Below are 13,361 nucleotides of genomic sequence, written 5' to 3'. Positions count from 1 at the left end.
CAAGGTTCGCCCCCGTGCGCGTCGGGTGAGACGGATGATTAAATTCCGTAGGATTTTGTGTCCGGTGGATTTTGGCGCGAACTCCGTGACGGCGCTGAAGATCGCCGCCGAGCTCGCCCGCGAACGCGGCGCCGCGCTGTACGTGCTGCACGTCGTTGCGATCCCGTCCGGCCCCGAGGTCTCGCTCGACTTCTCCAAGCTGGAGGGCGCCGCGCGCACCCGACTCGAGCGGCTCGTGCGCGAGAAAGTCGGCGCCGGTGCCAACTGGGAGGCCCACGTGCGCAGCGGCGCGCCCGCGTTTGAGGTCCTGCGCGCGGCCGAGCGCTGGGGCGCCGACCTGATTGTGATGGCAACCCACGGGCGCAAGGGGCTGAAGCATCTGGTGCTTGGCAGCGTGGCAGAGAGCGTGGTCCGCGAGGCGCCCTGCCCAGTGCTCACAATACGCCCGGGCGCGGCGCCGCCCGCGCCGCGGCGCGCTGCGGCGACGCGCAGAGCAAGATCGGAGGCCTGATGGACAGAAGGGAAGTCGCGGTATTCGGCGGCGGATGCTTCTGGTGCACGGAAGCCGTGTTCGAGCGGCTGAGGGGCGTGCTGTCTGTGATGCCCGGCTATGCCGGCGGCACGACCGCCAACCCGACCTACGCGCAGGTATGCAGCGAAACCACCGGGCACGCGGAGGTCGTGCGCGTCGAGTTCGACCCCGCGCAGATTTCCTACCGCGATCTGCTCACGGTCTTTTTCGCTACCCACGACCCGACCTCACTCAACCGCCAGGGCGCCGACGTCGGAACCCAGTACCGCTCGTCGATTATGTATGCGACCGAAGATCAGAGACGGCAGGCCGAAGCGTTCATCGGGGAGCTGAACCAGGTGCTCGGGTCCGGGCATCCGATCGTTACCGAGGTCGTTCCGCTCGCGACCTTCTATCCCGCCGAGGGCTACCACCGCGAGTATTATCGCAACAACCGATGGGCGCCGTACTGCCAGGTTGTGATCGATCCGAAACTGGCCAAGCTGCACAAGAGCTTTCAGCAGTTGCTGAAGTCGAAAACGGTGGAATCGGATTGAGGCGGAATCTAGTTGCGCTCGACTGGATAGTCCATCTTATTCCAGTTCTCCATCCCGCCACGCAGCACCGATACTTCCTTAAAGCCCGCCTGCGAGAGCAGCGTCGCAGCGCTCGCCGAGCGCCGCGCGGTTCGTCAGACGGTTATCACGGTCTTGCGCTGGTATCCGCTCAGCTCGCGGATTCTTCCGGATAGCTCGGCGATGGGAATGTTGAGCGAGCCCGCGATGTGGCCGAGCGGCCCGCGGAACTCTTCCGCGGTGCGCACGTCTATAAGCAAAGTCTTGTCGCCATCGGCCAGGCGACGCTTCAGTTCGGCAGCCTCGATGAAGCGCTGTGCCTTAAGCCGGCGAACCAGCCGCGGCAGGAAGGCGATGGCCGCTAGCAGAGCCAGCGCGATGAGCCCATTGCGGATCGCATCCGCGCTTTCGGCGGCAATTTCGCGGCCGGCGTAGCCAAGATAGGTATAGGCGATCGCGCCCGGAGCCATGCACACGAACGAGGTAAGTATGTATTCTCCCAGGCGGATTCGCGTTAATCCGAATGCGTAATTCACAAGGTTGAACGGAAACAGCGGGACGAGTCTGACAAACGCCACGAAGCGCCATCCTTCCTCCTCTACCCCGCGTATCAGCCGAGCCAATCCTTCGCCGGCGCGCGCCGAGGCCCAGTCCGCCGCGACATAGCGGGCGATCACGAAGGCCAGCGTCGCGCCCAGGGTGGCGCCAATCAGGTTCCACAGCGCGCCCCATGCCGGACCGAACAAGGCGCCGCCGGCGATGGTGAGCACCGATCCCGGAACGAAAAGAACCGTTGAGAGGGCATAAATGGCAATGAACAGGAGCGGCGCCGATCGCCCAAACCGCTGCAGTTCGCGCGCCAACGTGGCGCTTTCGAGAAACTGGCGATGGAACGCGAGCCAGCCGATCGCCCCGCCCAACAGGACGAGCAAAGAGATTCGAACGATGAAATTGCCTCCTCGTTTCATGCCGCGTTCCTCGTGCTAATCGCGTAGGCCCCGGCGCGGCCGCGAAACGGCTGGAGCAGCATGCGGTCGAGCCATAATTCCCGCGCGTCGCGGAACTGCTCGATGCCGATAGTCATTCCCAGATGGCCGCCTGCGGGCTGGTCGCGATAAGTGCCCAGCAATCGATCCCACCACGGCAGATTGAAGCCGAAGTTGCTGTTGGTCTCCCTGAGCATGGTCGAATGGTGAACGCGGTGCATGTCGGGCGTGACGACGAACCATCGCAGATAACGATCAACCTGGATTGGGACGCCAACGTTCCCGTGATTGAACATCGACGTCGCGTTGAGCAGAACTTCGAAGACGAGCACGCCCGAGGCGGGAGTCCCCAGTGCGGCGACCGCGCCCAATTTGATCAGCATCGAGAGAACAATCTCGATCGGATGAAAGCGCGCGCCGGTGGTCACGTCGAAGTCGAGGTCCGCATGATGCATCCGATGCACGCGCCAAAGCGCCGGCACCGCATGAAACATCACATGCTGGAGGTAGATGACCGCATCGAGCAGCACTACCGCCCCGACGATCCTGGCCCAGGAAGAAATGGGCAGATTGTTCAGCAGGCCCCAGCCGTGGCTTTCGCCGGCCAGCGCCAGGCCCACCGCGCTGACCGGGAGGAGAATTCTGAGAAGCGCCGTATTCAACGCCACGATCGCCAGGTTGCTCGGCCAGCGGCGAAACCTCGCGTACGATCTTGCGCGGCGCGGCGCTGCGGCCTCCCATAACGCGATCGCGGCGAGAACGGCTATAAACGCGCCAAGCCGGATGAGCGGCTCATCAGGCATCGTGGTTGACCTGAATCAAAGATTCAATTAATGTCTTGAATAAGCTTATGGGGTGACCAACGCAGTGTCAAGCGAGAATCCCAAACGCGAGATTTTCGAGCACTTGGCCGCAGTCGCCCGCAGCCTCGGCTCGGCCCATCGCCTGGAACTGCTCGAGTTGCTCGCGCAAACCGAGCGCAGCGTCGAGGACTTGGCCGCGATGGGCGGGCTCAGCGTCGCCAACGCCTCGCAGCATCTCCAGCAGTTGCGCCGCGCCGGGCTGGTCGAGGCGCGCCGCGACGGCAAGCGCGTGCTCTACAGGCTCGCCGACGCGGAGACCGTGGTATTGCTGGGCGCGCTGCGCCGGATTACCGAGCGCAACGTGGGCGCGGTCGAAAAGGTGCTCAACAGCTATTTTCGCGAGCGCGACAGCCTCGAACCGGTCTCGCGCAGGGAGCTCCTGCGGCGCATGCGCGACGGACTGGTTACCGTGATCGATACGCGTCCGGCCGAGGAATACGCGGCCGGCCATCTGCCCGGCGCGCTCAACCTGCCGCTGCGCGAGCTCAAGCGCCGGATGCGCGAACTGCCCCGCGAGCACGAGATCGTCGCCTACTGCCGCGGCCCCTATTGCGTATTGTCCTACGAGGCGGTCGCTGAACTGCGCCGGCGCGGCTTTGATGCTTTCCGGTTGGAAGATGGATACCCAGAGTGGAAAGCTGCGGGCTTGCCAGTGGAGTCTGTGGCGAACACCGGAGCGGTTTCGCAGCGGGACGGGCACGGGTACGAAGGCTCATGAGCGGAAAACACGAACCCGATGACCGCTGCGGCGGCCACCATCACGGCCACGGACGCCACGGCGCCAGGCAGCCCGAGGCATTCGATCCGGCGCGCGCGGCGCTGCTCGACGAGCCCGAGCGCTTCGAGTATTTGCCGCCAGCGCGGCTGATCGCGATGCTCGACGCGCCGCCCGGCGGCGTAGTGGTCGATTTCGGCGCCGGCACCGGCGCCTACGCGCTGCCGCTCGCCGAGCAGCGCCCGGACCTGACCGTAATCGCCCTTGACGAGCAGCCGAGGATGCTTGAACTGCTGCGCGCCAAGCCGGCCGCCGGCCGACTCAGGAATCTAAAGCCGCTGCATACGGATGCAATCGATACGATAAAGGGCGCCGCCGACCGGATCCTGGTCGTCAACGTCCTGCACGAGCTTAGCGACGAGGCGACGCGCCAGATGATAGGCCTGCTCAAGCCGGGCGGCGCGATCTTGATCGCCGATTGGGAGGCCAGCGTCGAGCGCCCGGTCGGCCCGCCGCGCGAGCACACCTACACCGTCGTTGAGGCGGCAAAGCGTCTGGAGCGCTTCGGCCTCAAGGCCGAACGGCTCAAGCCGCTGCGTTACCACTTCGTGATTCGCGCACGCCCGGAGTGACCCGAACAGCCGCTTGGGCCTCCGTCCCCGGCTGATGCCGCGCTACGGCTGCGGCTTGCCGCCCTCGACCGGGCCGCCCGCCGCCTTCCATGCGCGAAAGCCGCCGCCCAGATGGCAGACCGGCTCCAGCCCCATCCGCTGCAGAGTCTGCGCTGCCAGCGCAGAGCGTCCTCCGCCCGCTCAGAAAAAGAGGAACTTCTTGCCCGAGCCGAAGATCTCCTTGTAGTAGGGGCTCTCGGGATCGACCCAGAACTCCAGCATCCCGCGCGGCGCGTGGAAGGCGCCCGGGATACGTCCGTCGCGGTCGAGCTCGCGGACGTCGCGGATATCGACAAAGACCACGTTGGGATCGTCCTTGAGTTTGAGCGCATCCTCAGCGTTGACGGTTTCGACTTCGGCGTTGGCCTCCGCGAGCATCTGCTTGACCGTCTTCTTCAGCTTGAGGGCCATAGCCTCACCTCTTGGCCGGATCTTGCTCCGGCGCCGCCCGAGAGGATCGCGCGGCGGCTAAAATCGACACCCCGCCATGATAAGATCGTCGCGCCGTGGCCGACAAGGTTATCCTTTTGCGCAGCGCGCGCGCCGAGCCTGACGAGCGCGCCTTCAGGATCAAGTACGCCGAGCTGCTCAACCCGGCGCAGCTCGCCGCGGTCACCCACCGCGACGGTCCGCTGCTGGTGGTCGCCGGTGCCGGCTCGGGTAAGACGCGCACGCTGATCTACCGCGTCGCGCGGCTTATTGAGGGCGGCGTGCCGCCGGGGGCGATCCTGCTGCTGACGTTTACCCGTCGCGCGGCGCAGGAGATGCTGCGCCGGGTCGAGCAGCTGGTCGGCGAGCGCTCGCGCGCGGTCGCCGGCGGCACCTTCCATTCATTTGCCAACCTCACGCTGCGTCACTACGGCGGCGCGCTCGGGCTGCGCCCCAACTTCACCATCCTCGACCGCTCCGACATGGAGGACGTGGTCAACCTGCTCCGCATGCGGATGGGCCTGGGCTCGCGCGAGCGGCGCTTCCCGAAAAAGGGCACCTTGGTCGAGGCGATCAGCATGGCGCGCAACAAGCGGCGCGAGCTGGGTGACGAGATCGAGTACGACTTTCCCCATCTAGCCGAGCATCGCGAGGAAATCCTGCGCCTGGCCGCCGCCTACGACGTCTACAAGCGCGAGCGCGCCCTGCTCGACTACGACGACCTGCTCTACCGGCTGGCCGAGTTGCTCCAGCAGCACGAGCACATCCGCCGCCGGCTGAGCGACACCTACCGCTACATCATGATCGATGAATACCAGGACACCAACCTGATCCAGGCCGAGCTGGTGCGCCTGCTCGCCGCGACCCATCACAACGTGATGGCGGTGGGCGACGACGCGCAATCGATCTACTCCTTCCGCGGCGCCAACTTCCGCAACATCATGGACTTCCCCGCGCTGTTCCCCGGCGCGCGCGTCGTCAAGCTCGAACAGAACTACCGCTCGCTCCAGGGCATCCTCGACGTCGCCAACGAAGTGATCGCGCGCGCAGCCGAGAAATACACCAAGGTGCTCGCCGCCGAACGCCGCGGCGACGGGCTGCGCCCGCTGCTCGTGCGCGCGCAGGACGAGCACATGCAGTCGCGCTTCGTCGCCCAGCGCATCCTCGAGCTGCGCGAGCAGGGCGTCGGGCTGGGCGAGATTGCGGTGCTCTTCCGCTCCAGCTTCCATTCCTTCGATCTCGAACTCGAGCTCCAGCGCCGCGACATCCCGTTCATCAAGCGCGGCGGCTTCAAGTTCATCGAAACCGCCCACATCAAGGATGTCCTTGCCCATCTGCGTGTCCTCGCCAATCCTTCCGACGCCGTGTCATGGCTGCGCGTGCTGATGCTGGTGCCAGGGATCGGCCATCGCCGCGCCGAGCGGCTGATCGACGAGATCGTCGCCGCGCCTGATCCCGGCGAGGCGCTGAAGAAGGCTGCGCAAGCCGTCGCCCGCGGAGCGGGCGTCCGCCAGATGCGCGGCGGCGCGGCGGACGCCGCGGTCGGCGCGGCGCGACTCGCCGAGCTGCTCGCCGCGATGCGCGCGGAGCCCGAGGCGCGTCCGGCCGGCCAGGTCGCGCGCACGCTGGAGTACTACCTGCCGCTGATGCGCGAGAACTACCCTGACGATTACCCAAAGCGCGAGCGCGACCTCGAGCACTTCCATACCATCACGCAACGCTATCGCAGCCTCGAATCGATGCTCGCCGACATGGCGCTCGAGCCACCGAGCGACTCGCTCGGCGACGTGCTCGCGGTCGAGCCCGACGAGGGCTACGTCACGCTCAGCACGATCCATTCGGCCAAGGGACTGGAGTGGCGGGTGGTGTTTCTGATCTGGGCTGCCGACGGCCGCTTCCCCGGCCCGCAGAGCGTCGGCCCCGAGGAGCTCGAGGAGGAGCGCCGGCTGATGTACGTGGCGAGCACGCGAGCGCGCGACGAACTTTACATCTCGTATCCGATCTATATGTTCGACCGCGCGATGGGGCACACGGTCGGCCGCGTATCGCGCTTTCTGGAAGATGTCCCGGCTGAGGTGCTGCCGACCGCCGCGCTTCAGGAGGCCGACGAAGGCGAACCGCCCGCGTAGGACCCGCGCCGCGCGGCGTTGCAGGAGAGCGCGAGCTGCGCGCTTGCCTACGCCGCGGCCTGGGCCAGGCGCGTATAGTGGGTCGCGATCTCGCGCCCGATGAGTTCGACCTGGCCGGCCCAGGCCTGCGGCTCCGCCACCGGCCATAGCACGAACTTGTCGAGACCAACCGCGATGTATTCGGCGAGCCGCTCGATGATGTCGTCGGGCGAGCCGCAGAGCGTGCGCGTCAGGAACTGCTCGCCGCCGCGCCCGAGTGTCCGCACCACCGGTTCCAGCTCCTGGCGCGCGCGCTCGCGCGAGGCGCCCAGCCGGCAGAGCAGGATCAGGCCCGACTCGATGCGGGCGTTGGCGCGGCCACACTCGGCGGCGTAGCGGCGCACCGTCGCCATATTACGCGCGAACTCCTCGGGCGCCTGGAATGAGGCGAAATAGCCGTCGGCAAGCCGCGCGGTCCGCCGCAGCGCCGCGTCCGACTTGCCGCCGACCCAGATGTCGATGGTGCCGGAGTCGTTGTTGGTGCGACGCGCCGGACGCGGCTCCAAGGTCACGTCGTCGAAGTTGTAATAGCGGCCGTGGTAGCTGGCCCTGGGCTCGGTCCATACCTTGCGCAGGACCTCGATCCCCTCGTCGAGCCGCCGCCCACGCCCCTCGGCCGGGATGCCGGTCACGGCGTAGTCGGTCAGGTTCGCGCCCGTCCCCACCGCCATCACCATCCGCCCCCGCGAGTAGTAGTCGAGCGTCGCGAACGCCTTCGCCGCGAGCAGCGGATGGCGCAGGTTGAGCAGCAGCACGCTGGGGCCGAGTTTGATCCGGGTCGTGCGTGAGGCCAGGACGGCCAAGGTCGCGACCACGTCGAGCTCGGGCGAGGGCGAGAGCAGATGGTCGGAGAGCCAGAAGGAGTCGAGGCCCCATTCTTCGGCTTTCTCGGCGACGTGCGCGATGGTCTCGGCGGTGGGCATCCCCAGCCGCCATAACCCGAAACCGACCCCGATCTTGACGTGTTTCACGTGAAACTCCCCTTGGCCATAGCGCAACTATGGCGCCGCCGGTTTGGCTGGATAGTACCATAGCGGACCACCGGGCGGATCGGCTAATGTTGGGGCCGGTGGGCGTGTTGGACGTCACAGTCCTTGGTGCGGGGGATGCATTTGCGAGCCGCGGCCGCTTCCAGTCCGGCTATGTGATCGAGGGCGGCGGCGCGGTCGTCCTGTTGGAGGCCGGGCCCAGTGTGCTCACCGCGCTCAAACGCTCGGCGATTGCGCCCGCCGATATCGACTACGTCCTGATCAGCCATCTCCACGGCGACCACTTCGCGGGCCTGCCGTTCCTGATGCTCGAGTACCTGTACGAGAGTCCACGCCGGCGGATGTTGACGATCGCGGGGCCGCGCAAGCTCGAACAGCGCACCCGAGTGATGTTCAAGAGCATGTACCCGCGGATGGACACCAGCCCGCTTGCGCGCAAGCTGCGCTACGTCGTGCTCGAGCCCGGGCGCGAGGCGCGGCTGGGCCCGATGCGCGTCACCAGCGTGCGTACGCCGCATACGAAGCCCGACGTCTCGCTCGCGCTGCGCGTGACGCTGGCCGGCAAGTCGGTGGCGTTCTCGGGCGACACCGGCTGGACCGACGAGCTGATCACGCTCAGCGCCGGCGCCGACCTCTTCCTGTGCGAGTGCACCTACTACAAAAGCGAACACCTCGATTTCCATCTCAACTACCCGCACCTCGTCAAAAACCGCAGCCGCTTCAGCGCCAAGCGGGTGGTGCTCACCCATCTCGGCCGCGAAGTGCTCGATCACGCGCCCGAGATCGAGATGGAAATGGCGACCGATTTGATGAAGATCTCGCTCTGACGGGCTTTGAGCCACGCCCGCGGGCTGGCTATGCTCGTCGCAGCGGGACCCGCGCACGCCGGAGGGGGCGCGGCGGGGCGTTACCGCGAGCATCGCACAACCGAACGAACAAGGAGCCCGCCGGATGGGAATAGCGGACGGCAAGCGCGCGCTGGTGGTCGGCGTCGCCAACGATAAGAGTCTCGCTTGGGCGATCGCCCAGGAGCTGCGGGCGCAGGGCGCCGAGGTCGCGCTGACCTACCAGGGCGAGGTCTTGGAGAAGCGCGTGCGCCCGTTGGCCGACTCAATCGGCGCAACGGTGGTCGGCGAGCTCGACGTAACCGACGACGCCCAGGTCGCAGCGGTCTTCGCGGCGCTCAGGGAACGCTGGGGCGGGCTCGACATGCTGGTCCACGCGATAGCGTTCGCCGAGCGCGAGGACTTGCGCGACCGCTTCCTCAACGTCAGCCGCGCCAACTTCGCCAAGGCGCTCGACATCAGCGCCTACTCGCTGGTCTCTCTGGCGCGCGCGGCCGAGCCGCTGATGGAGGCGCGCGGCGGCGGCGCGATCGTCACCCTGAGCTACCTCGGCGCGGTGCGCGCGGTGCCCAATTACAACGTGATGGGCGTGGCCAAGGCGGCGCTGGAGGCCTGCGTGCGCTATCTCGCGATCGACCTCGGGCCGAAAAATATCCGGATCAACGCGCTCAGCGCGGCGCCCGCGCGCACGCTCTCGTCCTCGGCGATCCGCGACTACTTCGCGATGGCGCACGAGGTCGAGCAGCGCTCGCCGATGCGCCGCGCGATGAGGACCGAGGAGGTCGGCAAGATGGCCGCCGCGCTGCTGAGCGATCTCGCCAGCGGCGTCACCGGCCAGACCGTATACGTCGACGTGGGCTACAGTATCGTCGGGCTCTGACGCGCGCCACGGCGCGGGCGGACTCCGCGCGGGCGCGCGCGATGCGCATCTTCATTAAGTAAGGAGCAGGTCGATGGCGATCGTTGCAGTGCCCCAACTCTCCGACAATTACGCCTACCTGGTGATCGACGACGCGAGCAAGCTGTGCGGCGTGGTCGATTGCGCGGAAGCCGACAAGGTGCTCGCCGAGGTCCGCCGCCGCGGGCTCAAGCTGGTGGCCGTGCTGCCCACCCATTGGCATCCCGACCACGTCGGTGGCAACGAGGACCTCGTGCGCGCCATCCCCGGGCTCCGGGTGTACGGCGCGCGTGCCGAGGGCGGGCGGATTCCCGCGCTCACCGACGGCGTGGACGACGGCGACGAGGTCGCGGTCGGCCCGATTCGCGGCCGCGTCATCGGCATCCCCGCGCACACCAGCGGCCATATCGCCTACTACTTCCCGGAGCTCAAGGCCGTGTTCACGGGCGACACGATGTTCATCGCGGGATGCGGCCGGGTGTTCGAGGGCAAGGCCGACACGATGGTGGCCTCGCTGAAGAAGCTCGCCGCGCTGCCCGACGATACCCAGGTCTATTGCGGCCACGAGTACACCGAGAAGAACCTGCAGTTCGCGCTCACGCTGGAGCCCAACAATCCGGCGCTCAAGGCCAAGTACGAATGGGCGAAGAAGATGCGCGCCGAGGGCAAGTTCACGATCCCTTCGACGATCGGCGACGAGAAGCTCTTCAATCCCTTCCTGCGCACCGATAGCGCCGAGCTGCGCGCGAGCCTGAAAAAGATCGATCCCGGGTTGCCCGACGACCCGGTCGCAATCTTCGCCAAGGCCCGCGAGCTGAAGGACCGCTTCTAGCGCGCGGCGAGGCGTGGCCGTCGCGATTTGCGGCCGCGCTCGAAGTGGCGCCCGCGGCGTTCGCGTGATGTCGCGCGGAAGGGAAACCGGCGGAATCGCGCGCGGCGGGCACGCTATGGAGGGTGACGACATGATGACGGGAATCCTCTCCGGTCTGCGCATTGTCGAGGGCTCGGCCTTCGTCGCCGCGCCGCTCGGCGGGATGACGCTGGCCCAGCTCGGCGCCGACGTTATCCGCTTCGACCAGATTGGCGGCGGCCTCGACTATCAGCGCTGGCCGCTCGCCAACGATGGGCAGAGCCTGTTCTGGGCCGGGATGAACAAGAACAAGCGCTCGATCCAAATCGATCTCGGCTCGCCCAAGGGGCGCGAACTCGCAACCGCGCTCATCACCGCGCCGGGCGAAAACGCGGGGTTGTTCCTGACCAACTTCCCTGCGCGCGGATGGCTCTCCTACGAGGCACTGGCGAAGCATCGCCACGATCTCGTGATGGCAGCGTTGACCGGAAATCCCGACGGCACCAGCGAAGTCGACTACACCGTCAATCCGGCGACCGGCTTTCCCTGGGCGACCGGGCCGCGCAACCTCGCCGAGCCGCTCAACAGCGTGCTCCCCGCATGGGATATCGCGCTCGGCACACTGGCCGCGGTCGGCTTGCTCGCCGCCGAGCGCCACCGTCGGATGAGCGGGCAAGGCCAGCTCATCAATCTATCGCTATCCGACGTAGCGTTCGCCGCGGTCGGCAACCTGGGGAGAATCGCCGAGGCGCAGCTCGGCGGCCGCGATCAGCCCAAGGACGGCAACTACCTCTACGGCGCCTTCGGCCACGACTTCGAGACCCGCGACGGGCGGCGCGTGATGGTGGTTGCGCTGACCGCGCGCCAATGGAACGCGCTGGTCGAAGCGACCGGCATCGAGAAGGTCTGCCGTGACATCGAGCACGCCACCGGCCACGATCTGAGCACGCAAAGCGGACGCTTCCAGGCGCGCGACCTGATCGCGGCGATGCTGCGGCCCTGGTTCGCCTCGCGCGACCTCGCCGCAATCCGCGAGATCTTTGCCGGCACCAACGTGTCGTGGGGCCCGTATCAGACGTTCCGCCAACTGGTCACCGAGGACCCGCGATGCTCGACGGCCAACCCGATCTTCGTCGAGCTGGAGCATCCCGGGGTGGGCAAGTACCTTATGCCGGGCTCGCCGCTTTACTTCTCGGCGGTGCCGCGGGTGCCGGTGCGACGCGCGCCGCTGCTCGGCGAGCATACCGACGAGGTGCTGGCCGAGGTTCTGGGGATGAGCGCGAGCCAGATCGCGCGGCTGCACGACGAGCGCGTGGTCGCCGGTCCGCGCCCCGCCGGCCGCTGAACCCGCGCGCATCGAACGGGTTCGGAGAACGAAGCGATGAACTACGAACAGATTCTCTACGAAGTCGACGGTCCGATCCTGACCGTGACGCTCAACCGCCCGGACAAGCTCAACGCATACACGGCGACGATGGGCGCCGAACTCGCCGACGCCTTTCGCCGCGCCGACGAGGACGACGCGGTCCGCGCCGTAATCGTAACCGGCGCGGGGCGCGGCTTCTGCGCCGGCGCCGACCTCTCGGGCGGCGCGAACACCTTCGACACCTCGGCGGGGAGCAGCGCGGCGCTCGGCGGCGAGCGCGGCGATCGCCGCCAGAGCTTCATCATGCGCATCTTCAACTGCCGCAAGCCTTCGATCGCCGCAATCAACGGCGCCGCGGTCGGCGTCGGCATCACCCTCGCGCTGCCGATGGACATCCGGATTGCGTCGAGCAACGCGCGCTTCGGTTTCGTCTTCTCGCGGCGCGGACTGGTGCCCGAGGCGGGCAGCGCGTGGTTCCTGCCGCGGATCGTGGGAATCAGCCAGGCCCTGCGATGGTGCTACTCGGGGCGCATCTTCGATGCCGACGAGGCGCTCAAGGGCGGCCTCGTGAGCGAGCTCGCGGCGCCCGAGGCGCTGATGGGGGCCGCGCGCTCGCTCGCCGAGGAGATCGCCGCCGAGACCGCGCCGGTATCGATCGCGCTGACGCGCCAGATGCTGTGGCGTCTCTCCGCGGCGCCTCATCCGATGGCGGCGCTGGACGTTGACTATCCGCTGACGCGCGAGCTCGGCGCCGGCGCCGACGTCAAGGAGGGCGTACGCGCGTTTATGGAAAAGCGGCGCCCCGAATTCCCCGGCCGCCCGTCCAAGGACATGCCGAAGAGCTATCCGTGGTGGCGCGAGTGAAGATCTGCTCCGCCCGATTGGGTGCTCACTAGCGCTGCGTCGGCCGCCGCCTTCGTAACAACCGTCGTTAGGCGTGGGCGGACCGGGAAACCCGCCCCACTGCCGGAATCCGGGATTTCTGGCGCGCGTCGGACCCGAGCACGAGCATGACAAAGCAAAGCGTTCACCCGTTCACCAGCCGCCATTGGACCAGCGTAGCGCCGGGGCGATCCTCGAAGACCGCCTCGACCTCGGCGTCGAACGGCGCGTCCTGCATCGGGTCGCCGAGCAGATTGCCGACCATCCGCACGCCGCCCGCCTCCGCAAGCTCGACCACCGCGATGATGTACGGCCCGGCCTCCTTGAGCGCCGGATGCACCGGGTTCCACGAGCGCACCCACGAGTAGAGCCGGCCGCGCCCGGAGACGCGATGCCATTCCAGCTCGCCGCCGTGGCAGTTGTGGCAGATCCATTCCGGGCCGTGCTGAAACGTACGGCAAGCCTTGCAGCGCTGGACCACCAGTTCATGGCGGCGCAGCGCCTCCCAGAATCCCTTGTCCATCCCGTCGCGTTGCGGTTTGGGCGCGGGCAATCCGGCCGGCAGGTAGAACGGCGATTTCTCAACCATCGGTGCGTTCCTCAAACCTCTGGC

Annotated in this window: 15 protein-coding genes; 10 read left to right on the top strand and 5 right to left on the bottom strand. The window is 67.2% G+C overall.

Annotated elements, in window-relative coordinates; genetic code table 11:
- Positions 1 to 34: 34 nt before the first annotated feature.
- Positions 35 to 511 carry a universal stress protein gene (locus VFB33_04200; protein HZO80875.1) on the top strand — a complete coding sequence of 159 codons (477 nt, stop codon included), beginning with the start codon at positions 35 to 37 and terminating at the stop codon, positions 509 to 511.
- Entirely contained in the window at positions 511 to 1,068 is a 558-nt protein-coding gene (gene msrA / locus VFB33_04195) for a peptide-methionine (S)-S-oxide reductase MsrA (GenBank protein HZO80874.1), read from the top strand. Before VFB33_04200 ends, msrA begins: the two co-directional genes overlap by 1 nt.
- An 8-nt stretch (positions 1,069 to 1,076) precedes the next feature.
- On the opposite strand, the gene VFB33_04190 is transcribed toward msrA, so the two are convergent.
- Positions 1,077 to 2,054, bottom strand: coding sequence for a VTT domain-containing protein (locus VFB33_04190; GenBank protein HZO80873.1), 978 nt, complete (start codon positions 2,052 to 2,054; stop codon positions 1,077 to 1,079).
- Positions 2,051 to 2,875, bottom strand: a complete 825-nt coding sequence (locus VFB33_04185) for a sterol desaturase family protein (protein ID HZO80872.1) — start codon at positions 2,873 to 2,875, stop codon at positions 2,051 to 2,053. The genes VFB33_04190 and VFB33_04185 overlap by 4 nt, the downstream gene beginning before the upstream one ends.
- A 52-nt stretch (positions 2,876 to 2,927) precedes the next feature.
- On the opposite strand from VFB33_04185, the gene VFB33_04180 reads away from it, so the two are divergent.
- Together VFB33_04180 and VFB33_04175 are read left to right on the top strand one after the other, a co-directional pair.
- On the top strand, positions 2,928 to 3,653 hold the full coding sequence (locus VFB33_04180; protein ID HZO80871.1) for a metalloregulator ArsR/SmtB family transcription factor: 726 nt from the start codon (positions 2,928 to 2,930) through the stop codon (positions 3,651 to 3,653).
- The gene (locus VFB33_04175) at positions 3,650 to 4,282 is read left to right on the top strand and encodes a class I SAM-dependent methyltransferase (protein HZO80870.1); all 633 of its coding nucleotides are present in this window, start codon (positions 3,650 to 3,652) and stop codon (positions 4,280 to 4,282) included. Before VFB33_04180 ends, VFB33_04175 begins: the two co-directional genes overlap by 4 nt.
- Positions 4,283 to 4,324: 42 nt before the next feature.
- Here the strand turns inward: VFB33_04175 and VFB33_04170 are convergent, their stop codons facing one another.
- The gene (locus VFB33_04170) at positions 4,325 to 4,699 is read right to left on the bottom strand and encodes a rhodanese-like domain-containing protein (GenBank protein ID HZO80869.1); all 375 of its coding nucleotides are present in this window, start codon (positions 4,697 to 4,699) and stop codon (positions 4,325 to 4,327) included.
- Between the two features lie 128 nt (positions 4,700 to 4,827).
- Between VFB33_04170 and VFB33_04165 the strand changes: the two genes are divergently transcribed.
- Positions 4,828 to 6,879 carry an ATP-dependent helicase gene (locus VFB33_04165; protein ID HZO80868.1) on the top strand — a complete coding sequence of 684 codons (2,052 nt, stop codon included), beginning with the start codon at positions 4,828 to 4,830 and terminating at the stop codon, positions 6,877 to 6,879.
- A gap of 47 nt (positions 6,880 to 6,926) precedes the next feature.
- On the opposite strand, the gene VFB33_04160 is transcribed toward VFB33_04165, so the two are convergent.
- On the bottom strand, positions 6,927 to 7,889 hold the full coding sequence (locus VFB33_04160) for an LLM class flavin-dependent oxidoreductase (protein ID HZO80867.1): 963 nt from the start codon (positions 7,887 to 7,889) through the stop codon (positions 6,927 to 6,929).
- 86 nt (positions 7,890 to 7,975) lie between these two features.
- On the opposite strand from VFB33_04160, the gene VFB33_04155 reads away from it, so the two are divergent.
- The 5 genes from VFB33_04155 (at position 7,976) to VFB33_04135 (ending at position 12,730) form a co-directional block, all read left to right on the top strand.
- The gene (locus VFB33_04155; protein ID HZO80866.1) at positions 7,976 to 8,734 is read left to right on the top strand and encodes an MBL fold metallo-hydrolase; all 759 of its coding nucleotides are present in this window, start codon (positions 7,976 to 7,978) and stop codon (positions 8,732 to 8,734) included.
- A gap of 124 nt (positions 8,735 to 8,858) precedes the next feature.
- Entirely contained in the window at positions 8,859 to 9,632 is a 774-nt protein-coding gene (locus tag VFB33_04150) for an enoyl-ACP reductase (GenBank protein ID HZO80865.1), read from the top strand.
- A 73-nt stretch (positions 9,633 to 9,705) separates the two neighbouring features.
- Positions 9,706 to 10,482, top strand: a complete 777-nt coding sequence (gloB, locus tag VFB33_04145) for a hydroxyacylglutathione hydrolase (GenBank protein ID HZO80864.1) — start codon at positions 9,706 to 9,708, stop codon at positions 10,480 to 10,482.
- A 67-nt stretch (positions 10,483 to 10,549) separates the two neighbouring features.
- Positions 10,550 to 11,845 carry a CoA transferase gene (locus tag VFB33_04140; protein ID HZO80863.1) on the top strand — a complete coding sequence of 432 codons (1,296 nt, stop codon included), beginning with the start codon at positions 10,550 to 10,552 and terminating at the stop codon, positions 11,843 to 11,845.
- A gap of 36 nt (positions 11,846 to 11,881) precedes the next feature.
- Positions 11,882 to 12,730, top strand: a complete 849-nt coding sequence (locus VFB33_04135) for a crotonase/enoyl-CoA hydratase family protein (GenBank protein HZO80862.1) — start codon at positions 11,882 to 11,884, stop codon at positions 12,728 to 12,730.
- A 163-nt stretch (positions 12,731 to 12,893) separates the two neighbouring features.
- On the opposite strand, the gene VFB33_04130 is transcribed toward VFB33_04135, so the two are convergent.
- A complete protein-coding gene (locus VFB33_04130) occupies positions 12,894 to 13,337 on the bottom strand; it encodes an OB-fold domain-containing protein (protein ID HZO80861.1) in 444 nt (147 codons plus the stop codon).
- Positions 13,338 to 13,361: the final 24 nt, after the last annotated feature.

It is taken from the genome of Candidatus Binataceae bacterium (genome assembly GCA_035650475.1).
In the GTDB taxonomy this organism is placed as follows: domain Bacteria; phylum Desulfobacterota; class Binatia; order Binatales; family Binataceae; genus JAKAVN01.
The sequence above is the reverse complement of the archived record's forward strand: the minus strand, read 5'-3'. Positions and strand labels throughout refer to the sequence as shown.